The organism is Ottowia thiooxydans DSM 14619 (genome assembly GCF_000422885.1).
Classification (GTDB): domain Bacteria; phylum Pseudomonadota; class Gammaproteobacteria; order Burkholderiales; family Burkholderiaceae_C; genus Ottowia; species Ottowia thiooxydans.
On record NZ_AUGX01000008.1, the window covers coordinates 158,567 to 184,638 of the forward strand.

Annotated in this window: 25 protein-coding genes; 22 read left to right on the forward strand and 3 right to left on the reverse strand. The window is 57.6% G+C overall.

Annotated features, from left to right (window positions below):
• The first annotated feature begins 1 nt into the window (after position 1).
• Both G518_RS0104425 and G518_RS0104430 read left to right on the forward strand, forming a co-directional pair.
• On the forward strand, positions 2-667 hold the full coding sequence (locus G518_RS0104425) for a DUF484 family protein (protein WP_245597897.1): 666 nt from the start codon (positions 2-4) through the stop codon (positions 665-667).
• Between the two features lie 21 nt (positions 668-688).
• Positions 689-1,660, forward strand: a complete 972-nt coding sequence (locus G518_RS0104430) for a tyrosine recombinase XerC (protein WP_051236029.1) — start codon at positions 689-691, stop codon at positions 1,658-1,660.
• 250 nt (positions 1,661-1,910) lie between these two features.
• Here the strand turns inward: G518_RS0104430 and G518_RS0104435 are convergent, their stop codons facing one another.
• Positions 1,911-3,038 (reverse strand): oxidoreductase, encoded by a 1,128-nt coding sequence (locus G518_RS0104435; RefSeq protein WP_036593565.1) that lies wholly within the window; start codon positions 3,036-3,038, stop codon positions 1,911-1,913.
• A 237-nt stretch (positions 3,039-3,275) separates the two neighbouring features.
• On the opposite strand from G518_RS0104435, the gene G518_RS0104440 reads away from it, so the two are divergent.
• The 10 genes from G518_RS0104440 (at position 3,276) to G518_RS0104485 (ending at position 12,019) form a co-directional block, all read left to right on the forward strand.
• The gene (locus tag G518_RS0104440) at positions 3,276-4,433 is read left to right on the forward strand and encodes a C45 family autoproteolytic acyltransferase/hydrolase (protein ID WP_028601506.1); all 1,158 of its coding nucleotides are present in this window, start codon (positions 3,276-3,278) and stop codon (positions 4,431-4,433) included.
• 39 nt (positions 4,434-4,472) lie between these two features.
• A complete protein-coding gene (locus G518_RS33845; RefSeq protein WP_211231672.1) occupies positions 4,473-5,354 on the forward strand; it encodes a polysaccharide deacetylase family protein in 882 nt (293 codons plus the stop codon).
• On the forward strand, positions 5,351-6,175 hold the full coding sequence (locus tag G518_RS33850) for a polysaccharide deacetylase family protein (protein ID WP_084651464.1): 825 nt from the start codon (positions 5,351-5,353) through the stop codon (positions 6,173-6,175). Before G518_RS33845 ends, G518_RS33850 begins: the two co-directional genes overlap by 4 nt.
• Positions 6,176-6,191: 16 nt before the next feature.
• Positions 6,192-7,337 (forward strand): thiolase C-terminal domain-containing protein, encoded by a 1,146-nt coding sequence (locus tag G518_RS0104455; RefSeq protein ID WP_028601507.1) that lies wholly within the window; start codon positions 6,192-6,194, stop codon positions 7,335-7,337.
• 1 nt (position 7,338) lies between these two features.
• On the forward strand, positions 7,339-7,785 hold the full coding sequence (locus tag G518_RS39140) for a Zn-ribbon domain-containing OB-fold protein (protein WP_169457894.1): 447 nt from the start codon (positions 7,339-7,341) through the stop codon (positions 7,783-7,785).
• Positions 7,779-8,759: a tripartite tricarboxylate transporter substrate binding protein gene (locus tag G518_RS33860; protein ID WP_084651468.1), complete on the forward strand. Its 981-nt coding sequence runs from the start codon at positions 7,779-7,781 to the stop codon at positions 8,757-8,759. Before G518_RS39140 ends, G518_RS33860 begins: the two co-directional genes overlap by 7 nt.
• Positions 8,760-8,850: 91 nt before the next feature.
• A complete protein-coding gene (locus tag G518_RS0104470) occupies positions 8,851-10,011 on the forward strand; it encodes a CaiB/BaiF CoA transferase family protein (protein WP_028601508.1) in 1,161 nt (386 codons plus the stop codon).
• Entirely contained in the window at positions 10,012-10,416 is a 405-nt protein-coding gene (locus G518_RS33865; RefSeq protein ID WP_051236033.1) for a nuclear transport factor 2 family protein, read from the forward strand. It begins immediately after the preceding gene.
• Positions 10,417-10,442: 26 nt separating this feature from the next.
• The gene (locus G518_RS0104480) at positions 10,443-11,270 is read left to right on the forward strand and encodes an amidohydrolase family protein (RefSeq protein WP_028601509.1); all 828 of its coding nucleotides are present in this window, start codon (positions 10,443-10,445) and stop codon (positions 11,268-11,270) included.
• A 131-nt stretch (positions 11,271-11,401) separates the two neighbouring features.
• A complete protein-coding gene (locus tag G518_RS0104485) occupies positions 11,402-12,019 on the forward strand; it encodes a glutathione S-transferase family protein (protein ID WP_028601510.1) in 618 nt (205 codons plus the stop codon).
• A gap of 44 nt (positions 12,020-12,063) precedes the next feature.
• On the opposite strand, the gene G518_RS0104490 is transcribed toward G518_RS0104485, so the two are convergent.
• Positions 12,064-12,978, reverse strand: a complete 915-nt coding sequence (locus G518_RS0104490) for a LysR family transcriptional regulator (RefSeq protein ID WP_084651469.1) — start codon at positions 12,976-12,978, stop codon at positions 12,064-12,066.
• A 103-nt stretch (positions 12,979-13,081) separates the two neighbouring features.
• A complete protein-coding gene (locus G518_RS33870) occupies positions 13,082-13,909 on the reverse strand; it encodes a phosphate/phosphite/phosphonate ABC transporter substrate-binding protein (RefSeq protein WP_245597899.1) in 828 nt (275 codons plus the stop codon).
• A gap of 340 nt (positions 13,910-14,249) precedes the next feature.
• Here G518_RS33870 and G518_RS0104500 point away from each other — a divergent pair, with 340 nt between their 5' ends.
• The 10 genes from G518_RS0104500 (at position 14,250) to G518_RS0104545 (ending at position 26,068) form a co-directional block, all read left to right on the forward strand.
• Complete coding sequence (locus tag G518_RS0104500) at positions 14,250-15,317, forward strand: CobW family GTP-binding protein (protein WP_028601512.1); 1,068 nt, start codon at positions 14,250-14,252, stop codon at positions 15,315-15,317.
• A 277-nt stretch (positions 15,318-15,594) separates the two neighbouring features.
• On the forward strand, positions 15,595-16,338 hold the full coding sequence (dksA, locus tag G518_RS33880) for an RNA polymerase-binding protein DksA (protein WP_028601513.1): 744 nt from the start codon (positions 15,595-15,597) through the stop codon (positions 16,336-16,338).
• Positions 16,339-16,511: 173 nt separating this feature from the next.
• The gene (locus tag G518_RS0104510) at positions 16,512-18,290 is read left to right on the forward strand and encodes an STAS domain-containing protein (RefSeq protein ID WP_028601514.1); all 1,779 of its coding nucleotides are present in this window, start codon (positions 16,512-16,514) and stop codon (positions 18,288-18,290) included.
• A 56-nt stretch (positions 18,291-18,346) separates the two neighbouring features.
• Positions 18,347-18,892 carry an ATP-dependent protease subunit HslV gene (gene hslV, locus G518_RS0104515; protein ID WP_028601515.1) on the forward strand — a complete coding sequence of 182 codons (546 nt, stop codon included), beginning with the start codon at positions 18,347-18,349 and terminating at the stop codon, positions 18,890-18,892.
• A gap of 109 nt (positions 18,893-19,001) precedes the next feature.
• Positions 19,002-20,339, forward strand: a complete 1,338-nt coding sequence (gene hslU, locus G518_RS0104520) for an ATP-dependent protease ATPase subunit HslU (RefSeq protein WP_036593573.1) — start codon at positions 19,002-19,004, stop codon at positions 20,337-20,339.
• 844 nt (positions 20,340-21,183) lie between these two features.
• Positions 21,184-21,612 (forward strand): division/cell wall cluster transcriptional repressor MraZ, encoded by a 429-nt coding sequence (gene mraZ, locus G518_RS0104525; RefSeq protein WP_028601517.1) that lies wholly within the window; start codon positions 21,184-21,186, stop codon positions 21,610-21,612.
• 7 nt (positions 21,613-21,619) lie between these two features.
• On the forward strand, positions 21,620-22,534 hold the full coding sequence (gene rsmH, locus G518_RS0104530) for a 16S rRNA (cytosine(1402)-N(4))-methyltransferase RsmH (RefSeq protein WP_028601518.1): 915 nt from the start codon (positions 21,620-21,622) through the stop codon (positions 22,532-22,534).
• A complete protein-coding gene (ftsL, locus tag G518_RS0104535) occupies positions 22,531-22,830 on the forward strand; it encodes a cell division protein FtsL (protein WP_028601519.1) in 300 nt (99 codons plus the stop codon). Before rsmH ends, ftsL begins: the two co-directional genes overlap by 4 nt.
• Positions 22,827-24,557 (forward strand): peptidoglycan D,D-transpeptidase FtsI family protein, encoded by a 1,731-nt coding sequence (locus G518_RS0104540; RefSeq protein WP_028601520.1) that lies wholly within the window; start codon positions 22,827-22,829, stop codon positions 24,555-24,557. The genes ftsL and G518_RS0104540 overlap by 4 nt, the downstream gene beginning before the upstream one ends.
• Positions 24,557-26,068, forward strand: coding sequence for a UDP-N-acetylmuramoyl-L-alanyl-D-glutamate--2,6-diaminopimelate ligase (locus tag G518_RS0104545; RefSeq protein ID WP_036593575.1), 1,512 nt, complete (start codon positions 24,557-24,559; stop codon positions 26,066-26,068). Before G518_RS0104540 ends, G518_RS0104545 begins: the two co-directional genes overlap by 1 nt.
• Positions 26,069-26,072 lie beyond the last annotated feature (4 nt).

The window sequence follows — 26,072 nt, forward strand, 5'->3', positions numbered from 1 at the left end:
CATGAACCCCATCACTGAAGAAGATATTGCTCAATTTCTGGTACATACGCCTGATTTCTTTGAGCGACATGCAGATTTGCTGAGCGCGGTACAAATGACCAGCCCCCACGGTGGTCGTGCAGTCAGTTTGCAGGAGCGCCAGGCAGAGATGCTTCGCGAGAAAATCAAGGTGCTGGAGCAGCGCCTGATGGAAATGATGCGTCATGGCAATGAGAACATGCTCATTGGCGACAAACTCCAGCGCTGGTCGAAGCAGTTGTTTCTGGTTCCACGCCCGGCCGACTTGCCCGTGGTGACGGTCAGCGAGATCAAGAGCCAATTCAGCGTGCCTCAAGCCGGCCTCAAACTATGGGATGTCGCCGACGCTTACGCGGGTGAGCCCTTTGCCCAGGATGTCAGCGATGACGTCAAAAGCCTGGCGTCTTCCCTGGTCACGCCTTATTGCGGCGTGAACGCTGGTTTTGATGCCGTGCGCTGGCTGGAAGACCCGGAAGCTGCCGCATCCCTGGCTTTGATCCCCTTGCGATCCGGCGAAGCGGCGCCGGCCTTTGGCCTGCTGGTGCTCGCTTCGCCGGATAGCCAGCGTTACCAAGCCGGCATGGCTACGGACTTCCTGGAGCGTATTGCCGAAATCGCCAGCGCGGCGCTTTCACGGCTTAAACGCTAAGTCCCAGACCGAAGACTCCATATGGCGCAATCTTCGTTGGCGGATGAAGATGCGGCGCTGATCGAGCGCTATCTGGAGCACGTGCGCGTTGAGAAGCGCCTGGCAGCCCGCACGGTCACGCTCTACAGCCTGGATCTTGAAAAACTGGCGACCTATGCTGTACAGGCTGCGGTGCCTCTTAAAGATGTGCAAAGCCATCACGTGCGCCGCTGGGTAGCCCAGATGCACGGAGGTGGCCGCAGTGGCCGCGGTATCGCCCTGATTCTCTCTGGCTGGCGTGGCTTCTATGTGTGGCTGGGACGCGAAGGCCGGATTGCCTCCAACCCCGTGCAAGATATCCGTGCGCCGCGCCAACCGCACCCTTTGCCCAAAGCGCTCGGTGTGGATGAAGCCGTTCAGTTGGCTGAACACCACCAGGTGGACGATGACCCTTGGCTTGAAGCGCGTGACGCCGCCATGGTGGAGCTCCTCTATGGTTGCGGCCTGCGTGTGGGCGAGCTCGTGACGCTCGATATGGCGGCCAGTAGGGAAGCGGAGCGGGGCGGCAGGGGTTGGATAGATCTGGAGGCTGGCGAAGCGCAGGTGCGGGGCAAAGGGGGGAAGCGGCGCGCCGTACCTCTAGGCCGAGCCGCTGATGTTGCGTTGCGCCGCTGGCTGGAGCTGCGCATTGCCACACCGGCTGGAGCGGACGCCGATGCTGCACGAGCCCTGTTCACCGGGCGTTACGGCACACGCTTGACCTCCGCCTCGGTATGGCAGCGCCTGAAGCGCCGCAGCCTGCTGGCTGGCTTGGCTACGCCCGTGCATCCGCATATGCTTCGCCATTCATTTGCCAGCCATCTGCTCCAATCGAGCGGCGACTTGCGCGCCGTTCAGGAGCTTTTAGGTCATGCGAACATCGCCACGACACAGGTCTACACCCGCCTGGACTTTCAGCATCTGGCCAAAGCTTACGATGCGGCGCATCCAAGGGCAAAAAAAAGCTCCCCCTGATGACATGGCTCCCCCTGAGACATTGATGCGCCTTCCCTTACGCCGGGCGCCCCAAAGGGGGTGGGAGTTCAAGAGTGTGCCGCCTCCGCGAGATATTAGACTCCCGACTGAAACGCGCAGGTTCATATATTCATGTCAGCATGAAAAATCAGCGCGTTATCAGCGTTTTTGGGTAGGGCGGGGTGAAGGTTGGCAGTGCATCCGTGGTTACGCGACTTGTTAATGCTCCTGAAATAAGAGCAGTTAGCGATCATCGCGGTGGCCTCAGAATTTCCGCTCCACGCCAGACATTTGGCTGGGACAGCGCGTATTGCATGGGGTAGCAGGCCTTCGCACCGAGCATCTGGGCGGCACGCCAGACCCAGCGCGGATCGTCCAGGAAAGCACGGCCAATTGACAGCATGTCGGCATCGCCGCGCGCGACAATTTCCTCCGCTTCCCGCGGGTCAATGATCATCCCGGTCACGAAGGTGGAGATGGTCGCTCGTTGGCGAATTTCGGATGCAAACGGCACCAGGTAACTGGGTGCCGCAGAAATCCTGGCCTCATCGGTCAAGGCGCCTGCGGAGATGCAAGCGTAGTCACCTCCATGCGCACCGAAGCACCGCGCAGTTTCGACCGTATCGTCTATGGTCAGTCCCCCCTCGATCCAATCGTGGTTGTTGAGCCGAATCCCCAATACGCGATCTTGCGGCCAGGCTGCGCGCACCCGGTCTGTGATTTCCATGATCAATCGCATCCGCCCCTGAAGCGAGCCCCCGTAGCCGTCCGTCCTACGGTTCGAAATAGGCGAGAGGAAAGAATGCAGAAGATAGCCATGTGCGCTATGCAACTCAATCACTGTAATGTCCAGGCGGGCCGCGCGCTCCGCTGCCTGGCCGTAGGCTTCTATCACCCGATCGATGTCGCTGCGGTCCATCTCCCGTGGTACCGGCCATGATACTGACCAGGCCAGGGCAGAAGGCGCATACAAGGCCCAGGCACCCTCATCTACACGGAGAGCTCGTCTTCCTTCGGAGGGGTCGCAGCTTGCGCCTTTGCGGCCGGAATGTCCGAACTGTATTCCGAGCGGGACACTTGAAAACGTTCGAATCTGTGTGATCAGTTCGCGCAGTGCTGACTCTTGCGCATCGTCGTGTAACGCAAGGCAGGTTCTGGAGCCATAACCTTGTCTTTCGACGGAAGTCGACTCGATGCAAACAAGCGCCGGGCCGGATACCGCGAGGCTCCCCAGGTGCTGAAGATGCCAAGGCTGCACCGCGCCTTGCCTGGCCGAGTACTGGGCCATCGGAGAGACCGCGATACGGTTTGTGAACTCAACGCCGCGCAATTGGAACGGCGCAAAAAGCACGGATTTCTGAATAGGATCGCGCGTCATTTCTGGATGTTTGCCTTCGGACGATATGCATCCCCAATGGCGTGTCGAAGCAGTTGCGTTGCACGATGCTAAGGCATCAGACCACGATTCGATTCATCACATTTTGTGTGTAGTGATATCACTCGGACGGTCATTGTGTAGTGGGACATGTCCTGCCTAGAATCATTCCAACTTCTGAAAACTCATCGAGTCGTGACAAAAAATCCGTACGCCGATTGATTGCTGTCCGAGAAATAAATGATTGAACCGTTTCCCCTCATCGACGTTTCCGGCGCACCTTTCGAGCGAGGTTTTCAACATGGAAACTTGGCTGAAAAGCGAATCCGTGCTGGGGTTGCTCACTATATGGCGCAGTTGAAAAAACTGTCGCTCACACCAAACGAAGTGAAGCAATTGGTAGAGGAGTACTTGCCCGTCATGGAGGCGTTCGATGCGAACCACGTCAAGGAGATGCGGGGAATAGCGCAAGGTTCAGGATTGCCGTTCGAAGACATCGTGCTGCTCAATGCGCGCACCGAAATTCTCAAGTTGGGAGAGCGGCCACACTTGCGAAAACTGCTGACGGAGCAAGGCGCGGATGGCTGCACTGGACTTATGGTCCTGCCTGAAGCCAGTGAGCGCCGCACGCTGATCCATGCCCTCAATTGGGATTGGAAACGCGATTGCGTCGATAGCTCCATCGTCTTACGTATTCGCAATGACGACGGGCCGGATATCTTGACGTTTACGGAAGCGGGTACGTTGGCTCGCGCCGGATTGAATGCGGCAGGCGTAGCGATTACAGGGAACTATCTGGAATGCGACAGAGACTATTCCCAGGTTGGTGTTCCGATTTCCCTGGTACGCCGCAAGGTGTTGGAAAACGAGCACCTCGCTCTCGCCATGCATGCCGTTTGCACCACACAAAAGTCTGCGTCGAGCAACATGATGGTGAGCCATGCTGCAGGCATAGGCATCAACTTTGAATGCGCCCCCAACGAAGCGTTTCAGATTCTGCCAGAGCGCGGATTAATGGTGCATGCGAATCACTGGATTAACGTGCCAGCGCGCATCAAGCTCCTGGAAAAGGGTATTGCCGCGATGCCAGACACTCTTTATCGAGATACCAGGGTAAGAATGTTGCTTGAGCCGAAGGTTGGGGCGATCACGGTCGATGATGTGAAAGCAGCGCTCTTCGACGAGCTCCTTTCGCCCTGGTCGGTATGCCGCCCCCCACGCTTGAACACGGCCGGTGTCATGACTGCCACTGTGGCCATGGTGGTCATGCAGCCTGAAGCCGGAATCATGGAAGTGGCGCCGCTACCTGCGTTGAACCGTCATTTCACGACCTATCGACTCGGCGCTCAGGTCGACGTAGGTGAAAAAAAATCCCATGCTGATATTCGTGTCCAGTGACGTGGATCGTCGTCATGCGGTTTGTGCACGGAGAGTAATATGACAATAAGTTACCCGACCATCTCCCGAAGTCTGCGCACCTTTTCGGACGGACGCTGGCGGCAACATCGGACCGAATGGCCGGGTGGGGCACGCGCCGCGGTTGTGATCGCTATCGATTTCGATGGTCCGTCGCACGATTTGACACAGGGGTTTCCGCCGCTCGGGTCGCACTCGACCGGACGCTATTCGGGCCGCAGGGGCGTTCCGCGCCATCTCGATATGCTGAGCCGCCTGGGGATTCCGGCAACCTTCTTTGTTCCTGGCTACGACGCCGAATGCTACCCGCAGGTCATCCGCAATATTGCCGCGGCGGGCCATGAAATAGGCGCACACGGTTATCTACATGAGCGTACGTTGTTCGAGCCCCAAGAGGAAGAGCGCCGCCTCAGGCTGACTCACGAGATCCTTGGCAACATGACCGGGTCACCACCGGTGGGCTGGCGTTCCCCCTCCGGCCAGAAGACCTACACCACGCTCAAAGTGTTGCATCAACTCGGCTATCTTTATGACGCGAGTGACAAAGACTTCGACATGCCATACATGCTCGATCTGGGGCATGGTAGATCGCTGGTGGAAGTTCCCAATAACACTTACAGCCTCGATGACCACCCTTGGTTTCACTACTCCATGACCCCGGTATCGGAGGTGCTGGAGGTCTGGAAGCGGGAGTTCGATTCCATCTATGCTGAACGAGGGTTTTTCTTCCTGAGCGTGCATCCGCGCAGCGGTTGGGGTTCAGGTTCGCCATCGCGAACGGCCGCTATAGAAAGCCTGGTACGTTACATGCAAGCTCATGAAGGCGTCACGTTCATGACTTGCGCTGAGATGTGCAACGTGGTGCGTGCGTGCCCCCAGGCTTTCGAGGAGATGCGGACATGACTGTAGAAACCATGGCTCCATGTCCTGTTGTCGTGAGTGTTAACTTTGATGTTGAAACGCTCGATGCGCAGGTTGCAGGAGCTGCAGGGCTGTTCGGACGCTACTCCTATGGCCGTTACGGCGCGCGGGAAGGGTTGTGGCGAATACTCAATGCGCTGGAGGAATGCGGTGTTCGTGCTACGTTCTTTGTCCCTGCTGATGAGGCTAAGCGCCATCGATCCCTGTTGATGGCTATTGTGGCCGGTGGTCATGAGATCGCAGCACAGGGCGCGCCCGTTTTCGATAAGTTGCCAGAAGGGCCCGCCGATCTCGCCTTGCTCGCGCGCACCAAGGCGGCACTGGCAGATGTGATCGGTATTGAGCCGAAGGGCTGGCGCTCTACCAATGGATTGTTGACGGTGGAGACGATGCTGGAGCTCGCCGACCTCGGCTTCCTCTACGACTCGACTTTTCAGGACGATGACCGGCCATACGCGTTTTCCGACGGCAAAGGCCGTACCTTGGTGGAGCTTCCTGTCTGGGACTATCTAAGTGATTCCACGTTCTACGCGCCCAGGCATTCCCATCTGCGGGTGCAGAAAGTATGGACGGAGGAATTTGCCGCCATGTATGCCGCAGGTGCCTACGTTCCGTTAACGCTGCATTCGAGGGGCGACATTGGATCCTCGCGTCCGGTGCGTGTTCAGGTCATGGCCGATTTTCTCCGTCACATGGCATCGCATCCTGGCGTTCATTTCTATCGGGCGGATGAGTTGGCCGCTTTGGTAGCTCAAACCGCTGTGGCCGAGCCGATTCCAGGCCACGGCGAGCATCGCGCTTGATGAGAGGGTATGAAAAGTGGCTCATGCAGTAGCTGTCAGCGGCGTCGGCGAGACTGAATACAGCCGCTCGTCGGGGCGATCTGCCCTGATGCTGCAGCTGGAGGCTTCGCTCAGTGCAATAGAGGACGCTGGTCTGACCCCCAAGGACATCGACGGCATCATTCCATTGTCCGCGGGTACAAGTATCGCGGAGGATTTCATTGCGAATTTTGGCATTCCCGATCTGCGCTTCTCCGCAATCATTCCGATGGGAGGTGCGAGCACCGTCGCGGCCCTTCAATGTGCGGCGGCGGCGATTTCATTCGGAATATGCAAGCATGTTCTGCTACCTGCAGGTCGCAACGGTTACTCAGGGGCGCGCATGGCAGCGCGCATCACTGATCAGCCTCATCGAAGACTGATTGCCGAGTTCGAAACCCCGATAGGCGCGATTACCGCTGCGCAGCTCTATGCGCCGATGGCACGGCGTCACATGGAGATGTTCGGCACGACAAGCCGGCAGTTCGCGGAGATCGCGGTGGCAACGCGTGCGCACGCGTTGCTGAATGAGAGGGCGATGATGAAGAAGGAGATCACGGTCGAGGACCATCAAAGTTCTCGCCTGATCGCCGATCCCTTTCGGTTGCTCGACTGCTGCCTGGAAAGTGACGGCGGAGCGGCCATCGTAGTCAGTGCCGCAGATCGGGCGAAGGACCTGCGCAAACATCCCATCCTCGTCACGGGCATTGCCGAGGGACATCCGGACTCGCCGAGCACCATCACCCAGCGCACCGACATCACCACGCTCGGTGTTGCCAAGGCGGCAGTGAGAGCCTTTGCAATGGCTGGCATCACTCACGATGAGATCGACGTTGCGCAGATTTATGACTGTTTCACCTATATCGTGTTGTGCCAGTTGGAAGATCTGGGCTTCTGTAAAAAGGGAGAAGGTGGGCCGTTCGTCGAAAGCGGAGCCATCAGACTTGGCGGGAAGTTGCCAGTCAATACCCACGGAGGCTTGTTGTCTCAGGCTCACATCGGCGGAATGAATCACGTCATTGAGCTGGTTCGACAACTGCGGCGAGAGGCCGGGGCGGCACAGGTCAAGGATGCGGCGACGGGATTGGTCACCGGCTTCGGCGACCTCGGCGACGGCGCCGTTGCCATCATGCAGAGGGCTTAACGTGTCTACCTTCTACGACAAACCAACCCCAAAAATCTCACCGGAATCCGAGCCGTACTGGGCAGCTCTGCGGCAGCACAAGCTCGCTCTTCAGTGTTGCAAGACGTGCGGTCGCATCCGCCACTATCCACGGCTGATCTGCGATGGGTGCTACTCCAGCCATGTCGATTGGATCGTGGCGAGTGGTCGCGGACGGCTGCATTCCTGGATGGTTGCGTATCACGCGTTCCTGCCTGCATTCCAGCTGGATCTCCCTTACATCCTGGCTATAGCGGATCTCGAGGAAGGGGCGCGGGTGCAGGCGAAGTTGCACACAGCCTCCGTCTCGAATCTCCATCTCGGTATGCCGGTGCGCGCGATCTTTGAGAACGTCACTACTGAACTGACTCTGCTCGGTCTCGAGCCGGATGTTGCCCCCGCATTTCATCAACTGGAGGACGAATGCTAACCAATCATTTCTGTCGCCTGACGGCTTTCCTGGCGAGCGCAGTAATGTCGTGTGCTCTTGCCACGTCTGTGAACGCGCAAAACACGGCGTCGATCAGGATCATCATCCCCTATGCCGCAGGAAGTTCGACCGACACCTATGCCCGGTTGATCGGTGATTCGCTGTCGAGGAAACTCAATCGTCCGGCAATACCAGTCAATCAACCTGGTGCCGGGGGCGAGATCGGCACGCTGCAAGTTGTCCGTGCCAAACCAGACGGTAGCCACTTGCTGTTTCAGGCGCCCGCGGTGGTCATCATTCCAACGATACGCAAGAAGCCTTCGTATGACGTCCGCAAAGACCTTGTGCCAATCACGCAGATCGTCGAAGGCAATGTTGGCGTCTTTATCAATCCCGAAGTTCCCGCCAAGACGATCAAGGAGCTGATCGATTACGCCAAGGCCAACCCAGGGAAATTGAATTACGCCTCGTTCGGCGTCGGATCATCCGGGCATCTTCATGCGGAGATGTTCAAGTTAATGGCAGGGGTTGATATTCGCCATGTTCCGTACGCCAGCGGAGCCCCTGCGGTGATGGCAGTGGCGAAGAATGAAGCGCAAATAGTGTTTGCCGATTCTCAAGGATCCGCAAGGCCTCTTATCAAAGACGGCAAATTGCGCTGGATTGCGGTCGGGTCAAAGCAGCGGTCGCCTGCCTACCCAGATATCCCAACAGTCAACGAAAGTGGCTTGCCTGGATATCTGGCCAGTCATTGGCTGGGGTTCTTCGCGCCGGCTGGCACGTCTGCCGAAACTGTTCAAAACCTCAACGTCGCGATCAACGAGTTTCTCAAGACCCCTACTATGCAGGAGAAGCTCGAACAGGAGGGGTACAGATTCGTCGGAAGCTCCGCAACCGAGTTCAAGACGTTCATCGCCGCGGAAGTCAAGAAATGGGAACACATCGTCACAGAAGGTCGCATAGAAGCGCAATAGCTGCGCGCGAGTCCGAGCTCAATTTGCGTCGCGGCCGCTGAACAGCTGCCGCTTGCATGGATGCACACATTTCATTACTGGGAGATCAAATATGACAGGGCCATTGAGCGGTGTGAGAGTTCTAGACCTAACGCACATTCTTGCCGGGCCGTTCGGCACCATGTTTCTGGCTCATATGGGGGCCGAAGTGATCAAGATCGAGTATGGCGACGGTGACCGCTTTCGCCGCTCCTGGATGCCGCCAGGTTCGACTGAAGATGGCTATGAGTTCCTGGCCGTCAATGCGAACAAAAAGCACATTACCTTGAACTTGAAAAACGAAGAAGGGCGTCAGATTTTCAAGGAGATGGTCGCCAAAAGCGATGTCATCGTCGAGAATTTTTCACTCGGTGTGATGGAGCGGATGGGGTTTTCCTACGAAGAACTCAAAGAGATCAATCCACGCATAATTTATGCGAGCTCGCGTGGCTTCGGAGACTCCGGGCCCTACGCGGAAGCTCGCGCCTATGCTTACACCATCATGGCAATCAGCGGCTGGATTAATAAGAGTTGGGAATACTCCGGCGCCTACGGAACCAAGACATTGGGAATTGGGGATGAGGCTTCGGGCGTTTCGATGGCCATGGGAATTTGCGCAGCGCTGTACAGCCGCTCTGTTACAGGCAAGGGGCAGAAAATTGAAGTTTCCATGCAGGAAGCCTTGCTTGGTTTCATGGTTAGCACGCTTCATAGCCATTTCGAGAACATGACCACAGGTGCCAAGCCGCAGCCTTGCAAGGATGGCTATATGGCATTTCATTTCGGTGGTACGACAGATGCTATCTGGCGGCGTTTTGCTGCCGCGATGGGGCATCCCGACATGGGCTCGGATCCCCGCTTTGCCACCGAAAACGACCGGCGCGACAATTTGGCTGAGCTTCAGGAAATGGTGTCGATGTGGCTGATGGAGAAGCCCAAGGATGAGCTATGGAAGAAATTCCGTGAGCTCGGCATTGCCAGCGCTCCCGTCCTTGCAATCGGAGAGGTGATAGAGGACGAACACATCAAGGCGCGCGGAGCGTTCACAGAGGTTGAACATCCCGAACGCGGCAAGATGAAGCTGCTCAGTCCCTGGATCCGTTTTAGCGATACCCCCGCCAAGATCACGCATGCTGGCGGTGCCGTTGGGCAACACAATGCGGAGGTCTATGGCGATCTACTCGGATATTCATCCGACGATGTCGCTCGGCTGACCAAAGAGGGAGTGTTCTAGATGAACCCGGAACAAGATGCAGCAATGCAGGAGATCCTGCAACTCGAGGATCGCAGGGCCAGGGCGATCGTTTCCAAAGATCACGCTACTCTGAGAGAACTGCTCGCTCCCGATCATGTCTACATTCACTGCTCGGGGCGTATCGATACTTTCGCCAGTTATATCGATAGGGTGTTGACGGGTAAGTCTAACTACCACTCGCTGGACTTCAGCAACGTGCAGATCAAGCTTCTGGGCGACACAGCCATCGTTTGGGGAGATGTTGTCATGGACATGCGGTTACCAAGCCAGCCGCGTGTGCTCGTGCTGCGATTTTCAAATATCTGGAGCCGCATCGACGGTCGCTGGTTGAACGTGCATTGGATTGCGGCTCCCAACACGCAGCCGCCTACGCAGCCATCCTGAGATGAAAATCCAATAAGGAGTTTCGAATGAAGCAGTCCCCTGCAGTCGATGCACATGCTCACATTTTTTGCGGACCAGAGCATCCGATGTCGCCCCACAGGCTCTATACGCCGCATTCCACCGAAATGGGTACGGCAGATCAGTTTTGTGCCGTTCTGGATGCGCATGGATTTAGCCACGCTTTGCTGGTGGGTGCGGGCCCGTACCGCACGGATAACAGTGGCATGCTGGCTGCTATCGCCGCATTTCCCGGCAGATTCAAAGGCATTGCTTTGGTCGAACCTGACATTGACGAACATGAAATGAAGAGCTTCGTCGAGCATGGCATCGTTGGCATCCGGGTCAATCTTTCCGGGTTTGGTCTGAGTCAGATCACTGGGGCTGCGGCCGATCGCCTGCTCGCGATGTTGAAGGAGATGGGCCTGTTTCTGCAGATCATCTGTCAGAAGGATGATCTCGTCACGGCAATGCCCATCCTGCGGAGATCCGGGGTGAAGGTCATGGTTGATCACTTCGGTCGCCCGGACATAAGCCAGGGCATCGCGCAGCAAGGCTTCCAAGCTCTGCTGGAACTTGGACGATCCGGTAATGCGATCGTCAAACTCTCAGGCCCCTTCCGCTCGTCCGTCGCTGGATTTCCTTATAAGGATGTGGACCAGTTTGTGAGCTCCGCGATGGATGCCTTCACCCTTGATCGCTGCGTTTGGGGATCTGACTGGCCATTCGTCGATATGCACCAGCGTATCGACTACGGGCCAACCGCCAGTTGTATAGCAAGGTGGCTGCCTGATGTGGAGGATAGGCAGAAAGTCCTCTGGGACACGCCAGCGCGTCTCTTTGGCTTCACTGCCTAGCCCACAGGAAGATTCAGCGCAAGTTTGAGGAAACCGAGCGGGCAGCAGTTGGCTTCATCGACACTGGGCTGGGTCGCTCGTACTCCACTCGACTGCTCAGGCAGGAGATTGGCCATTTACCGGAATACAACATGAAGCTTTACTACAACGCCGCCTCGCCGTTTTCCCGCAAGGTGAGGGTTTTTGCTCGTGAGGCGGGCTTGCACCCACGCGTCGAAGAAGTCCTCACGGCCGTTTCGCGGTCGAAGGTCAACACCGAGTACGCGTCTATCAATCCCCTAGTGAAAATACCTACGTTGATTACCGAGGATGGCATGTCAATCTTCGATTCGGCCGTCATCTGCGAATACCTTGACTGCCTCCACACTGGGATAAAGCTTTTTCCGCCGGAAGGTACGAAGCGGTGGCGCCACCTAAGATTGCAAGCGACGTGTGATGAGATTTTGGATTCGGGAAATTTCTTCCGATTTGAGACCGTGGATAGGCCAGAGCATCGCAAGGATTGGGCGTTCGCCTTGTCGGAAAAAATGCGCGGTGGTTTGGACCTGCTGGAAGCCGAAGTGGGAGTTCTCGGCGGCGGTCCGAGTATTGGCAGCATCTCCACCGCCTGTACGCTGGCTTGGCTAGACTTCAGATTCGGCCATCAAGATTGGCGTGTGGGGCGTCCGAAACTCGCACAGTGGTACCCAGAATTCGCGGCACGCCCCTCAATGCAGAACACGCCACCGTCGTCGCCACCCAAACTTTGATCGCATCCAGACGCGCATCGAGGCAAGGCCGTTCTACGGGGTATTCAGCCCTTGCCAGCTTTTTCCTTTTTGGTCAGGGTCTCTGACAGGAAGTCGATGAAGGCCCGCACCTTGAGCGATCTAAAACGATGCGGTTGATAGACGACGCTGATGCTTCGACCAGGAAGCTTGTGCTCATCCAGCACTGTCTCCAACCTGCCACTGGCCAACTCCTCAATGACGAGGTAATTGGCGATTTGTATCAGGCCAAGGCCGGCGCAAGCGCCGCTCACAAGAAGATCGACATTGTCAGCAAAGATCCGGCTGTCGAACGAAGAATGGAACATTTTAAGTTCTGTGGCATTGGCGCCCTTTAGTATCCATTCAGTCGCGGTACCGCTTTTTTCCTCGATGTAGGAGATGCGCTTGTGGCCCGCGAGATCGCTCAGCTGTTGCGGTTTGCCATATTTCGCAAAGTAGCCCGGCGAACCGCAAATCACGGCCGGCGCCATGAGCAACTGACGAGCGACAACTCCCGGTTCCGTCACCTTGCCGACGCGGATTTCCACGTCCGCGTTGCCATGAGCCTTTTCAGCTTTGCTGCTTTCGATCTCGACAAGAATTTCTGGATAGGCCTCCATGAACTTGCCGAGCGCCGGAATGAAGATATTCTTGCCAAAGCCAAGAGGCATTCGGACGCGAAGTCTGCCGCGTGGAGTCTGGCGCGATTTGGAGAGATTCAGCTCTCCTTCTTCAATGTGCTGCAGTGCTTGCTTGCAGCTTTCGAAAAACTGCTGTCCTTCGTTCGTAAGCTGAACGGATCTAGTTGTGCGGGCAAAGAGTTGCACACCAAAGTGAGCTTCAAGCCGCTTGATCGCGTTGCTGACGCCAGCGGGAGAAATGCCCATGCTTCGAGCAACTTTCGCGAAGTGCTGTTCTTCAGCGACCCTGGTGAAAATCCGCAACGTTTGCAAGTCCACGGTCAGATTGTCCCATAGGGCCCTAGTGAATCAAGTTGCGATAGGGCTGCTTTCTGCGCTTTCATCATTGGCCTACTGGACTCAGGATGGCCTGGGCAGAAGATTATTTCCGCGCTGCCACACAATCCCCCGCCTTACACCCCAGCCAATCCAGCAACTGCCGCAACTTCCCCTCGGTGCTGGTGTCAAAACCATTAATGCCAATTGACTTGAGCACCTCTTGCCCATCTGCCGAGTTAGGAAGATCGGTCAGGGCTTTTTGCATGGCAACAATCGCAGCTTTGTCGAAGGATTTTTCCGCAATTAGTGGGAAAAAGGGCTGTGTCACACTTTTGTGCAAAACTGGTCCGCCTTCCTTGACCCATTTCTTAGCGGCTCCAGAATAGGACGCAAGCGCACCGACTTGACCGAACCCGTTAGAGATGTAGAAGCTCACAGCCTCTTGTTCTCGAACGTAGGTCACGGCCTCTTTGTTGATATCTATACCGTGGTTGCGCAGTTCGGCGGCGCAAAACTTCGTCATGTAGGAGATCTTCTCCGGCATCACGATTTTCTTACCCTTGATGTCCGCCAGTGACTTGATGGGGGAGTTCTTCGGGATGGTAATGAAGCACTGGCCGTCTGGTTTGGCCGTTGCGACGAATTGATAGCCATAGTCGCGCAATCCGCGGGCCGGGAAATCGCTGGGCCGCGCCAAGGCCAGATCGAGACGGCCGCTTTGCATGCCCTCCTCGAGCTGGGAAAATTCGCGAACGAACACAACATTGACGTTAGTTTTGAGCGCGCCACTCAAGACCTTGGCCAAACCGCCGTATTTGAGCAGCACCCGTGCATGGTCGGTGCCTCCGGAAGTGCCTTCGCTTACTCCCAAAATCAAATCGCGCGCCTGCGCCTGGTGCGCGCAAACAGCCAACATGCCAGTGATCAACAATGATCGAAACTTCATCATTTCCCCCTCCAGGGATGCTCGGAGCGATCATATCGGAAGTGCACATTTGTGTGACATTTTTCACATATGTGGTGGCATTCATACAGAGGGGTTCTGAGAGCGCTAAACTGGCGGGCTGAGAAGGTGTGAACGAATCCCTCATACCCGCCTTGACCGTCCAAAACCACCCGCTCTGCGTTGCAAATGCTCGCCATAGCCCGAGCTATGCTTGCGCTTTGCGCCTTGATCGGGCGGTTTTTGACGGCCCTTTCGGACACGCCGGATTCATTCACACCTTCTGAGTCCGCCGGCGCTGTGCCGGTATCTTTCACTGGCACCCACCATGTCCATGATTCCCGCTACCATCCTTACCGGCTTTCTAGGCGCGGGCAAGACCACGCTCCTGAAGCGCGTACTGACCGAGGCCCACGGCCAGAAAATCGCCGTCATCGAAAACGAATTCGGTGAAGAAAACATCGATAACGACATTCTGGTCAACGATACGCAAGAGCAGATCATCCAGATGAGCAACGGTTGCATCTGTTGCAGCATTCGGGAAGACCTGCGCAGCACGCTTCAGTTGCTGGCCGCCAAGAAGCGCAAGGGTTTGCTGGATTTCGAGCGTGTCGTGATCGAAACGACGGGCCTGGCTGACCCCGGGCCCGTGGCGCAGACATTCTTCATGGACGATGAGATCGCAGAAAGCTTCCTGCTGGACGCCATCATTACCGTGGTGGATGCCAAACACGCCGCCCAACAGCTGAATGATCGGCAGGAAGCGCGCCGGCAAGTAGGGTTCGCTGACCAAATCTTCATCAGCAAATCCGACCTGGTGAGCGCAGACGAGTTGGGCGCGCTTCAGCACCGCCTGAAGCACATGAACCCTCGTGCGCCACAAAAAGTGGTCCATTTCGGCGATGTCCCCCTCAGCGAAGTGCTGGATTTACGTGGCTTCAACCTGAATGCCAAGTTGGACATCGACCCCGATTTTCTCAAGGAAGATGAGCACGATCATCATCACCATGAGGGCGAAGACTGCGATCATCCCTCTCACAAGCACGGTCATGATCATGGGCATGAACATGGGCATGGTCACCACCATCACCATGACGACGACGTCAAAAGTTTCGTTTTCCGCTCGGAGCGCCCCTTCGATCCTGCCAAGCTAGAGGATTTCCTGGGCGCCATCGTCAACATTTATGGCCCAAGGATGCTGCGCTACAAGGGCGTGCTGGCTATAAAGGGCACGGAGCGCAAGGTTATTTTCCAGGGGGTCCATCAATTGATGGGCAGTGACCTGGGGCCTGCCTGGGGCGAAGAGGAACCACGTATCAGCAAAATGGTGTTTATTGGTATAGATTTACCCAAAGACATCCTCATGCAGGGGCTTGAGCAGAGTCTGGTGTCTTGATTGGGGAAATCCTCAATAGGAGCCTTTAAACACGCTCTAAAACCCCTTCCTGTGAAGTAATAACGGTTTAAGGTGTGCGTTCGGCCAGAACGCCGATACAATCGCCGCACTTTGAACCGGTGGGGCAGCGAACAAGGAGTTCATGTTCCATGGAGAAGTCGCCCAAGAAGGTCTATAAGAGGGCTTTGCGGGATGAAGAAAGACCCGCTTCATCCGTTGTACATTCAGTGGACCGATTAGCGCCCTCCGGCACTATCGTCCACGGGAGACAGACAAAGTGAAATCTGCGGCTGCCAAGAGCACGGCGAAAACTAAGGCACCTCCGTCAAAAGCGGTGCCAGCCAAGGCGTCCGCGGCCCCTTCCAAGGTGCCCGCGGCTGCTAAAACTCCCTCGCCACCCAAAGTGGCTCGGGCACCCGCACCGGCCAAGAGTGCACCCGCCAAGACGGGCGCACTGAAAACCATCCGTCCAACCGCTACCCCTACGGCTGCAGACCTTGCGCCAGCAGCCCCGAAGAATTTGCCCATGCCTATCGTTGCCTCTCAGCCCGTGCCTACTCCGATCAAAAAGGATATGAGCCTGGCTAACAATTGGAAAACCAAAACGCCCGCTGAATTGACGGATGCCGAAATCATCGCCATGCCCGATAGCGAGTACATGAGCGACAAGCAGATGGCGTTTTTCCGCCTCAAGCTGGTGCGCCTCAAGGATGACATTCACGCCAATGCGGGGCAGACCACAGAGAATCTGCGCGAAGACACCGTGGTGGTCCCGGATCCTGCCGACCGTGCCACCATCGAGGAAGAGCACGCGCTGGAGCTGCGGACTCGCGACCGTGAGCGCAAGCTGCTGAAAAAAATCGAGCAATCCATCTCCCGGATTGACTCTGGAGATTATGGCTATTGCGACGAGACCGGAGAGCCCATCGGAGTAGGCCGCCTGTTGGCCCGGCCTACCGCGACGCTGTCGCTGGAAGCTCAGCAAAGGCGCGAGCTCAAGCAAAAGATGTTTGGTGACTGATTAACCCTTTTGGACGGCATGACTAGAAGTCTGAGCGGCCGACGCCGCCAAAGCGAAACGTACGCAGAACGAGTACAGCGCGGTGATGCCGACAAGCCCAGGTTAGTACCAGGGGGGCAAAGCGTCATGCTGCGTTGGGCTGTTTGCTCGCGAATCGCGTTGGGCGCAGCACTATGAGCAAGGACCCCGGCTCATCAGGCAAAGGCGGTTTGCTGTCCAAGGTGGTCAGATTCGTCAGCAGTCCGACCACCCACTGGGCGGATCTCGATCGCCCTGAAGCTACCAGCGAGGAAAACGACTCACGGCTGGCGCTAAAGGAGATGATTGAACGCAAGCGGCGCAATGATTTCGTGCGTAACCGTGAGTTTGATCTCTTGCGAAAAGCGCGTCGCCGGGAGACGCCTACTGTTCAAGAGCTCGGAGTTTCTTCCTCGCTTTCTCAAAACAGCGAATTTGCCAATACCGGCGAGCGCGCTCGCACCTTGAAGAAAATCGACGAGATCGAGAAGCAGATGTCCAGTGCCTGGCTCAGGCACAAAAGCGAATCTCCTTCAGCGCAGTCACCGGAGTCGTCCTCGCCTCAGGCGACACCCGTGTCCACCCAGGTCTCAGCTGCTCATTCGGCCTCCGGCGAGCCGACAACTATCGCTCCTGGCATTTCGATGACACGGGCATTTGCGCCGACCATCAATTTTGAGGCTCCCACCCCGGAAAAGACAGAGCTCCTGAGTGCAGAGCCCGCACCCTACGCAACCGAAGACTTACCCCCCTTGCTGGACATGCTTGGAGAGCACACGCCGGTCAGCCAGGCGCTGGGCAGTGTCTCGGCGGATTTGGAGGGCCCTGGCAATGCCAAGCAAGAGCCTGAAGTCGAGGAAGCTGCCATTCGGTTCGCCAATGGAGATACGGCCGGCGCCGAGTCAGGATTGCGGGAGCTGCTTCGCGACGCCGATCCTCTCAATCAATCCCAGGACACGTGGCTGACCCTGTTCGATCTCTACCGCGCCACTGGAGAGCAGGGCAAGTTTGATGACGCGGCGGTAGATTTCGCCAGCCGCTTTGGCCGTTCAGCGCCCCAATGGGCATTGGGGCCACTGCTATCTTCTCAAAACGCAGCGCTGCTCCCTCAGGAAACTGGAACGCCCAGTAACGCGTTAGCGCATTGGGTGGCCCCTTCGGTGCTGGGTGTGCAATCAGTGGCTGCTCTCAACGCCACACTGGGGCGTCATGCCCCTCCATGGCGTGTCGACTGGCGTTATCTCAAGGTTGTCGAGCCGGCGGCGCTTCCTGTGTTTACCGAGGCATTGCAGCGCTGGGCAGATACGTCGGCACGCTTCAAATTCATCGGCGGCGAGACGCTCATACAGTTGCTCGTCGACAATTCGCCTACTGATGATCGTTCGGTCGATCCCATGTGGTGGGTGGCGCGCCTGGCCCTGCTGCGGGTGCTCAATGAAATGGATGAATTTGAGCTGGTGGCGCTCAAGTATTGCGTGACCTACGAGGTCTCTCCGCCGGCATGGCAGGAGCCGTCCAACGTCTTTACAGCCATGACCAGCGATGGAGAGTCCATCCTGGGGGTTGACGATGGCCGGGATGCGCCTCAAGGCGCCCCTGAGACGCTTGGCGTGACTGATTTGTCCCCTCTGGCGATGGGCGAGCTTGCGAATCAAGGCGTTTTGAAAAGCGAGCTGAAAGGCGAGCTGCTGGGTGATGCCGAGTTGGTGCTCCGAGACCTGGATATCGCCGAAGGGGTTGTTTCCATTGAGTTCAACTGCAGCCATCTTGAGCGTGTCGACTTTGGCGCCGCGGGCACTTTGCTCAACTGGGCGACCACGCAGCAGGAGCAGGGCCGCCAGGTCGTGTTCAAACACGTCAATCGACTGGTGGCGGCGTTTTTTGGCGTCGTGGGCATTAGTGAAGTAGCTCGTGTCAGGCTGCGTAAGGACTGACAATCTTCACTTGAGTCGGCCCTTGTAAATCGTCCAAACATCCCCATGTGCGCGCGATGGAAGCATTTCACGGCACTACTATCATCAGCGCCCGGCGCAAGACGCCCGAAGGTTGGCAAGTCGCCATTGGTGGCGACGGGCAGGTGACCTTGGGCAATATCGTCGTTAAAGGCACGGCGCGCAAGGTTCGCAAGCTACATCACAACAAGGTCCTGGCCGGTTTCGCTGGGGCCACGGCTGATGCCTTCACATTGTTTGAGCGTTTCGAGGCCAAACTGGAAAAACACCAGGGCCATTTGACACGCGCCGCCATTGAGCTCACCAAGGATTGGCGTACGGATCGTGTGCTACGCCGTCTTGAGGCGATGCTTGCGGTGGCAGATCGAGAAAGCTCGCTCATCATCACTGGCAACGGCGATGTACTGGAGCCAGAACATGGTTTGGTCGCTATCGGTTCGGGTGGCGCTTACGCGCAGGCCGCTGCCAAGGCGCTGCTCGATCACACGGATCTTCCCGCTGACCAGATCGTCAAACGCTCCCTTGAGATCGCCGGTGAGTTGTGCATTTACACCAATATGAATCACACCATCGAGATTCTCTAAGCTGGTACGGCGTTGAACGTGCCGCGCGTTCAGTGCCCGTTTTCTCTGGTAAGGCATCAGCCTCTGCCACTCGCCCCAGTTCACGTTTAACGGCTAACGCCCAACGCAAATGTCCTCCTCTATGACTCCGCAGGAGATAGTCTCCGAACTCGATCGCCACATCGTCGGCCAGAAGGACGCCAAGCGCGCCGTGGCCATTGCTCTGCGCAATCGCTGGCGCCGCCAGCAAGTGGATGAGAAGCTGCGGCCCGAGATCACGCCAAAGAATATTCTCATGATCGGTCCCACCGGTGTGGGTAAGACTGAAATCGCACGCCGCCTGGCTCGTTTGGCGGGGGCTCCGTTTATCAAGGTGGAGGCCACCAAGTTCACTGAGGTGGGTTATGTCGGCAAGGATGTCGACTCCATCATCCGCGATCTCGCCGAAATGGCCGTCAAGCAGGCGCGCGAAGGCGCCGTAAAAAAGCAGCGTACCCGTGCGGAAGATCTTGCTGAAGAGCGAATCCTTGATGTGCTGATTCCACCCGCTCGTGTTCCGGAAGGTGCTGTGGCTCAACCAACCGGCGACAGCGCCGCACGCCAAGGCTTTCGCAAGAAGCTGCGGGAAGGTCAGTTGGATGACAAGGAAATCGAACTCGAGCTGGCGCAGCCGCAGCCCGCGCTCGAGATCATGAGTCCTCCTGGTATGGAAGACATGGCGGAGCAGCTCAAGGGCATGTTGGGCAACATGGGTGCGAGCCGCCGCAAGATGCGGCGCGTGAAGATCAGCGAGGCCATGACGCTGCTGGTTGATGAAGAGGCGGGCAAACTCGTCAACGAGGAAGAAACCCGCACCCAGGCGCTGCAAAACCTGGAGCAAAACGGGATCGTCTTCATTGACGAAATTGACAAGGTGGCCTCACGCGGCGGTGAAGGCGGTACGGCCGAGGTGTCGCGCCAAGGGGTGCAGCGCGATCTGCTTCCTCTGGTTGAGGGGACCACGGTCAACACAAAGTACGGCATGGTCCGCACTGATCACATCCTGTTCATTGCTTCCGGCGCTTTCCATCTGGCCAAACCGAGCGATCTGATTCCCGAGCTGCAAGGCCGGTTGCCGATCCGGGTGGAGCTTGCCTCGCTCACCGTGCAGGATTTTGAAGCCATCTTGGTCCAGACAGATGCCTCTCTGGTGCGCCAGTACCAAGCCCTGCTGGCCACTGAGGGCGTGAACTTGGAATTCACCCCTGAGGGCATCTCGCGCTTGGCTGAAATCGCCTGCGCGGTCAATGAATCGACCGAGAACATAGGTGCACGCCGCTTATCCACCGTGATGGAGCGCCTCTTGGATGAAATCAGTTTCGACGCCACCAAACTGGAAGGCCAGACGGTGAGCATTGATGCCGCTTACGTGGACGAAAGGCTCTCGGCGCTAAGCCGCGACGAAGATCTTTCGCGTTACATCCTCTGAAGGGCACGCCTTTCAAAGTCTTTAATTAGTCTTTCCCGGAATGGGGAAAGACTAACTATTCGAAGGCCGAGCGCAGCAATGGCCCGAGTGAGGCTCCCCACCCCTTGACCGAGCACCGGAGGGTGCCCGGAGCGCAGCGCAGGGACACGGACTTGGGGTCGCATTTCTTTGGTTCGTTGCTTTCGGCCGGCGCTCCGGGTGCGAGCAAAGAAAGGGACTGCGCTGCCGGGCGCAATCCCGGCCTCCGACCTTGAGAGAAGAGCACAAGGCCATTAGCAACCGCAGCGCTTCAATCAACCGCCGCTTGCCCCCATCCCCGCCTTCCCCCAGCGGGGGAAGGAGTAAAACCAGCTCACAGTCTCGAGTTCTGGGGCTCAGGGGCTCAGGTCGACAGGCGTGCCTGCATCAGGCTCTCAGAGGGGGAGGAATTCCAACCATCCCGTCCAACACTGCCTCCTGAACTCACAAACCTCCCGAAGCAGTGATCTCTCCTCCAAAAGCCGCCTCATCCCAGGCGGCTTTTAAGCTTTCTGGTTCGAACCTTGAGAACCTCTGGTTGCATTCTCACGCCTCACCTGCCAACCAGTTCACGGAGACGCTGATTTTGGGTTATTTCGCGTTCGATTCCAGGGTTACTTTCGATATCTCTCCTAAGTTCTTTATTTAAAAGAACAAACCCATATGGCCCTTCACTTCAAAGCAAGCTAAAGCGTTGATTTCATTGAAATAATTTGTAGATCCCGTGTTGCCTGTAGCGGTTTTCCTGATACAGTGCAAAAAAGTGCAATTAAGTGGTGAAAAGTGCCTTCGCCGTCCAATTGTCGCTATTTCAAAAGGGATCTAAGTGTTTCAAGGGGCATCGTCGCTAAGTCTGGATGCAAAGGGGCGGCTTTCCGTGCCGACTCGGCATCGGGATGTCCTGGCGGCCACTGCTTCCGGTCAACTCACCATCACCAAGCATCCGCACGGATGTTTGATGGTATTCCCGCGCCCAGAGTGGGAAAAGTTTCGCGAACGCATCGCCCAGTTGCCCATGTCTGCTCAATGGCTCAAGCGCATCTTCTTGGGTAGCGCCATGGACGTCGAGATGGATGGGACCGGGCGCGTCCTTGTTTCGCCCGAGCTTCGCCAAGCGGCGGGACTCGCGCGCGATCTCATGCTGCTCGGTATGGGCAATCACTTTGAGCTGTGGGACAAAGTCACGTATGACGCGAAGGAGGCCGAGGCTATTCAGGCCGGTATGACCCAAGCGTTTGAAGAACTCGCGTTTTAGGAGACAGGTGAGCGAATGGTCACACATCACGGTCCTGCTCCAGGAGGCGGTAGACGCTCTGGTTGCGGACCCACAGGGCTCGTACGTGGATGGCACGTTCGGCCGCGGCGGGCATGCGCGTCTGATCTTGTCGCGGCTCGCTCCGGAAGGGCGATTGATTGCCTACGACAAGGATCTCGAGGCGCTGGCCGCAGCTTCTCAGATCGAGGATGCGCGTTTTGCCATCCGTCATCAAGGCTTTGCCAGCCTGGGCGAGTTGCCGCCGCGCAGTGCGGCGGGGGTTCTGATGGACCTCGGAATCAGCTCGCCACAAATCGACAACCCCGCGCGGGGTTTTTCTTTTCGTGCGGACGGTCCGCTGGATATGCGCATGGACACCACCCGCGGCCAGAGTGTGGCCGAATGGTTAACGTCCGCTTCTCAGCAGCAGATCGCGGAGGTCATTCGTGAATATGGTGAAGAACGGTTTGCTGGCCCCATTGCAAAGGCGATTGTCGCTCGCCGAGAGGAACGGGGCCCGTTTTCATCCACCCTTGAGCTGGCCGAGCTCGTGGCTGGTGCGGTCAAAACCCGCGAGCCGGGCCAGAACCCTGCAACGCGCACATTTCAGGCTCTTCGGATTTTCGTCAACGCCGAACTTGAAGAGCTCGAACAGGCGTTGAAAGGGAGTCTTGAGGTGCTGCAACCCGGAGGGCGGCTCGTGGTGATCAGCTTCCATTCCCTGGAAGACCGTATCGTCAAGCAGTTCATTGCGCGGCATTCGCGTGCTGTGGTGGATCGCCGCGCTCCTTTTGCCGAGCCGCCGCCATCGCGTTTACGTGCGCTGGGTCGCATACGCCCCAGCCCGGCGGAGGTTGCCGCCAATCCGCGCGCCCGCAGCGCGATCATGCGTGTGGCTGAACGTACGGAGGTGCCTCTATGACGCGCCTTTCCGTGGTCTTGTTTGCAGCGGTGATCTTCAGTGCACTCTACCTGGTGCGCGTGCAGTACGACTCTCGGCGTTTCTTCACCGAACTTGATCGCGCCAATGCCGAAGCGCATCGCCTGGAAACCGAGCGCAGTCGCCTGGAGGTTGAAAAACGGGCGGAGGCCACCTCCCTGCGCGTTGAGAAGCTGGCCAAGGAGAAGTTGGCTATGCGCACCGTGACGCCGGCCATCACGGAATACGTCACGGCTGGTGCGTCGCCCTCGTCTGTAGCGCGAGGTGGCAAGCCATGAAAAGCATTCGCTACACCTCCAGCCCCCTTCTTGCATCGAAGACGCCGGTATGGCGCAGCAAATTTATCGTTGCGTGCCTGGCGTTGGCCTTCCTGGGGTTGGTGGCACGCGCGGCTTATGTTCAAGTCTTCGGTAACGACTTCTTTCTGCGCCAAGGGGAAGTCCGGTTCGCGCGCACGCTGGAGATGCCGGCCAGCCGGGGCCGTATCCTGGATCGCAACGGCTTGATATTGGCCTCCAGCGTAGTGGCGCCCAGTATCTGGGCGATCCCGGAAGACGTGGAGCGCGATGCTGAAAAACTGCGGAAGCTGGCACGTTTGCTTGGCATGCCCTTGTCCGAGCTGAATAAAAAACTGGCTGACGAAGACAAGACATTTGTCTGGCTGAAGCGGCAGGTTGATGAACCCGTGGCGAAAGAAATCGTGGCGCTGAATATTGCCGGTGTTTATCAGCGCAAAGAGTACAAGCGCAAATATCCAGAGGGCGAGGCCGCAGCGCACGTCGTAGGCTTTGCCAACGTGGAAAACAAAGGCCAGGAAGGCGCTGAACTCTCGTTCGAGAAGCAACTCTCAGGCCAGGCAGGCTCCCGCCGAGTGATCAAGGATCGTCTTGGTCGGGTGGTTGAGGCTGTGGGCGATGAGCTGCCTTCCGTGGATGGCAAGGACATCCAGCTGTCCATTGATTCCAAAGTGCAGTTTTTTGCTTATCAGAAACTGCGCGATGCCGTGACTGCTCACAAGGCCAAATCCGGTAGCGCGGTGGTGATCGACACCATCACCGGTGAAGTGCTGGCACTGGCCAACTATCCAAGTTACACCCCTGACGACCGCCGCAAGCTGACCGGTGCGCAGCTTCGCAACATCGCGATCACTGATACCTTCGAGCCAGGCTCCACGATGAAGCCGATCACGGCCGCCATGGCGTTGGAGGCCGGGCGTATTACGCCGCAGACCGTCATCAATGTGTCGCCGGGGAGCTATCAACTTGACCGCTTCACCATCCGGGATACACACAACTACGGTTCTCTGACGATTGAGGGTGTGATCCAGAAATCGAGCAACGTGGGCGCACTGAAGATCGCGCAGAAGATGCGTCCTCAGGAAATGTGGGACACCTATACGGCGCTGGGTTATGGGCAAAAGCCTCAGCTGGCGTTTCCTGGTGCAGCCGTTGGACGGCTTCGGCCCTGGAAGAGCTGGCGTCCGGTGGAGCAAGCCACCATGTCTTACGGATATGGTCTCTCCGCGTCGCTGTTTCAAATGGCGCATTCCTACACCGCTTTCGCGCACGATGGTGAGGTAATTGCGGCCACATTGCTCAAGCGTTCGGAGCCTGCGCAAGGCGTCAAGGTTTTCTCGGAAACCAATGCCCGTGCGATCCGCAAGATGTTGCAAATGGCTGCTGGCCCGGGAGGAACTGGGCAGCGCGCACAGACTGTTGGTTATTCAGTTGGTGGCAAGTCTGGCACTGCGCATAAGCAGGTGGGTAAGGGTTATGCCAGCAATAAGTACCGCGCCTGGTTCACGGGCATGGCGCCTATTGAGAAGCCCCGCATTATTGTGGCGGTGATGATAGATGAGCCTAGCAATGGGGTCTACTTCGGCGGAGCGGTGGCGGCGCCGGTATTCAGCGAAGTCGTACAACAGACCCTGCGCATCATGGGCGTGCAACCGGATATGGCGGTCAAGCCTGAAATCACGGCTCGTTCGGTTGAGGAGTCGTTTTGATGGCGCACTCTATCAAGTCACCGCTCGTCGAGCTTCGTTCGCCTTCTGAGGCAGCGCGCTGGCTTCGTGCGCGCGTGACCGGGAAGCTGCACGCGGACAGCCGAAAAGTACAGCCAGGTGATGGGTTCATTGCCTGGCCCGGTGCGGCTGTCGATGGTCGGAAGTTCGTGGGAGCTGCCCTTGAACAAGGCGCAGGCGCCTGCCTGATTGAACTGGAAGGGGCAGAGGGGTTTGGCTTTGATCAGGAAAGCATTGGGGCTTATCCTGGGCTGAAAGCGGCTACCAGCCGCGTCGCGGATGCCTACTACGAATCGCCTTCACGCGAGCTTGGCGTAGTAGCCATTACCGGAACCAACGGGAAAACCTCCACGGCTTGGTGGTTGGCGTCTGCGCTCTCTAGTCTCAACTTGCCCAACACATCTCCTTGCGGCCTGATCGGTACGCTGGGCACGGGGGTGCCACCCGCAGTTCGGCCCACTGGCATGACTACCCCCGATCCGGTGTTGTTGAACCGCCGCTTGCGCGATTTCGTCGACCAAGGTGTGAAGAGTTGCGCCATTGAGGCTTCTTCCATTGGCATCGCGGAGCATCGATTGGATGGCATGGCGATCAAGGTCGCTGTGTTCACCAATTTCACACAGGATCACCTCGATTACCACGGCAGCATGGAGGCCTATTGGGAGGCGAAAGCCGCGTTGTTCGACTGGCCCGGCCTGCAGGCTGCGGTGATCAACCTGGATGATCCACGTGGGGTTGAACTGGAAGCCAAGGCGCGTGCCCAAGGTTTGGACGTGTGGACGGTTTCTCTCCATCAGTCCGCACGCTTGCGTGGTGCTGGCTTGGCCTACGGTGCACGTGGCTTGGTTTTTGATGTCCAGGAAGATGCTCAAGCGCAATCCCTGGACACATCCCTCATCGGCGATTACAACGCATCGAACGTGCTGTGCGTCATGGGTGCGCTGCGCGCGCTCGGCGTGCCTTTGGCCGATGCTGCGCGTGCTTGCACGCATCTTCCGGCTGTTCCAGGTCGTATGGAGCGTGTGGGATCTGAGGGCGAGCCCTTGGCCCTCATTGACTATGCGCATACACCGGATGCGCTGCAAAAGTCGCTTGAAGCGTTGCGCTTGTTGGCGGAGCAGCGAGGCGGGGTGTTGTGGTGCGTGTTTGGCTGCGGTGGCAACCGCGATGCCAGCAAGCGCCCGCTGATGGCGGCTGCTGTGGAAGCGGGAGCCGACCGGATTGTGGTCACCAGCGACAACCCCCGTGGCGAAGATCCCTTGGTCATCATCCAGGAAATCTTGGCGGGCTTTTCGCAAACCGGCAGCGTGTTGGTCGAGTCTGATCGCGCATTGGCTATTGCGCAGGCGCTGGCCCAGGCGGCGGCGGCGGATGTGGTGTTGATTGCTGGCAAGGGCCACGAAGATTATCAGGAAACGAACGGTGAGCGTCTTCCGTTTTCCGATCAGGAGCAGGCGCGTTCCGCACTTCTGGCGCGGAGGTTGGGGTCATGAGCAC

Excerpts from the sequence above, each read along its gene's own strand:
- G518_RS0104425 (WP_245597897.1), top strand. The coding sequence starts at position 2 with ATGAACCCCATCACTGAAGAAGATATTGCTCAATTTCTGGTACATACG.
- G518_RS0104430 (WP_051236029.1), top strand. The coding sequence starts at position 689 with ATGGCGCAATCTTCGTTGGCGGATGAAGATGCGGCGCTGATCGAGCGC.
- G518_RS0104435 (WP_036593565.1), bottom strand. The coding sequence starts at position 3,038 with ATGACGCGCGATCCTATTCAGAAATCCGTGCTTTTTGCGCCGTTCCAA.
- G518_RS0104440 (WP_028601506.1), top strand. The coding sequence starts at position 3,276 with ATGATTGAACCGTTTCCCCTCATCGACGTTTCCGGCGCACCTTTCGAG.
- G518_RS33845 (WP_211231672.1), top strand. The coding sequence starts at position 4,473 with ATGACAATAAGTTACCCGACCATCTCCCGAAGTCTGCGCACCTTTTCG.
- G518_RS33850 (WP_084651464.1), top strand. The coding sequence starts at position 5,351 with ATGACTGTAGAAACCATGGCTCCATGTCCTGTTGTCGTGAGTGTTAAC.
- G518_RS33860 (WP_084651468.1), top strand. The coding sequence starts at position 7,779 with ATGCTAACCAATCATTTCTGTCGCCTGACGGCTTTCCTGGCGAGCGCA.
- G518_RS0104470 (WP_028601508.1), top strand. The coding sequence starts at position 8,851 with ATGACAGGGCCATTGAGCGGTGTGAGAGTTCTAGACCTAACGCACATT.
- G518_RS33865 (WP_051236033.1), top strand. The coding sequence starts at position 10,012 with ATGAACCCGGAACAAGATGCAGCAATGCAGGAGATCCTGCAACTCGAG.
- G518_RS0104480 (WP_028601509.1), top strand. The coding sequence starts at position 10,443 with ATGAAGCAGTCCCCTGCAGTCGATGCACATGCTCACATTTTTTGCGGA.
- G518_RS0104485 (WP_028601510.1), top strand. The coding sequence starts at position 11,402 with ATGAAGCTTTACTACAACGCCGCCTCGCCGTTTTCCCGCAAGGTGAGG.
- G518_RS0104500 (WP_028601512.1), top strand. The coding sequence starts at position 14,250 with ATGTCCATGATTCCCGCTACCATCCTTACCGGCTTTCTAGGCGCGGGC.
- G518_RS0104510 (WP_028601514.1), top strand. The coding sequence starts at position 16,512 with ATGAGCAAGGACCCCGGCTCATCAGGCAAAGGCGGTTTGCTGTCCAAG.
- hslV (WP_028601515.1), top strand. The coding sequence starts at position 18,347 with ATGGAAGCATTTCACGGCACTACTATCATCAGCGCCCGGCGCAAGACG.
- hslU (WP_036593573.1), top strand. The coding sequence starts at position 19,002 with ATGTCCTCCTCTATGACTCCGCAGGAGATAGTCTCCGAACTCGATCGC.
- ftsL (WP_028601519.1), top strand. The coding sequence starts at position 22,531 with ATGACGCGCCTTTCCGTGGTCTTGTTTGCAGCGGTGATCTTCAGTGCA.
- G518_RS0104540 (WP_028601520.1), top strand. The coding sequence starts at position 22,827 with ATGAAAAGCATTCGCTACACCTCCAGCCCCCTTCTTGCATCGAAGACG.
- G518_RS0104545 (WP_036593575.1), top strand. The coding sequence starts at position 24,557 with ATGGCGCACTCTATCAAGTCACCGCTCGTCGAGCTTCGTTCGCCTTCT.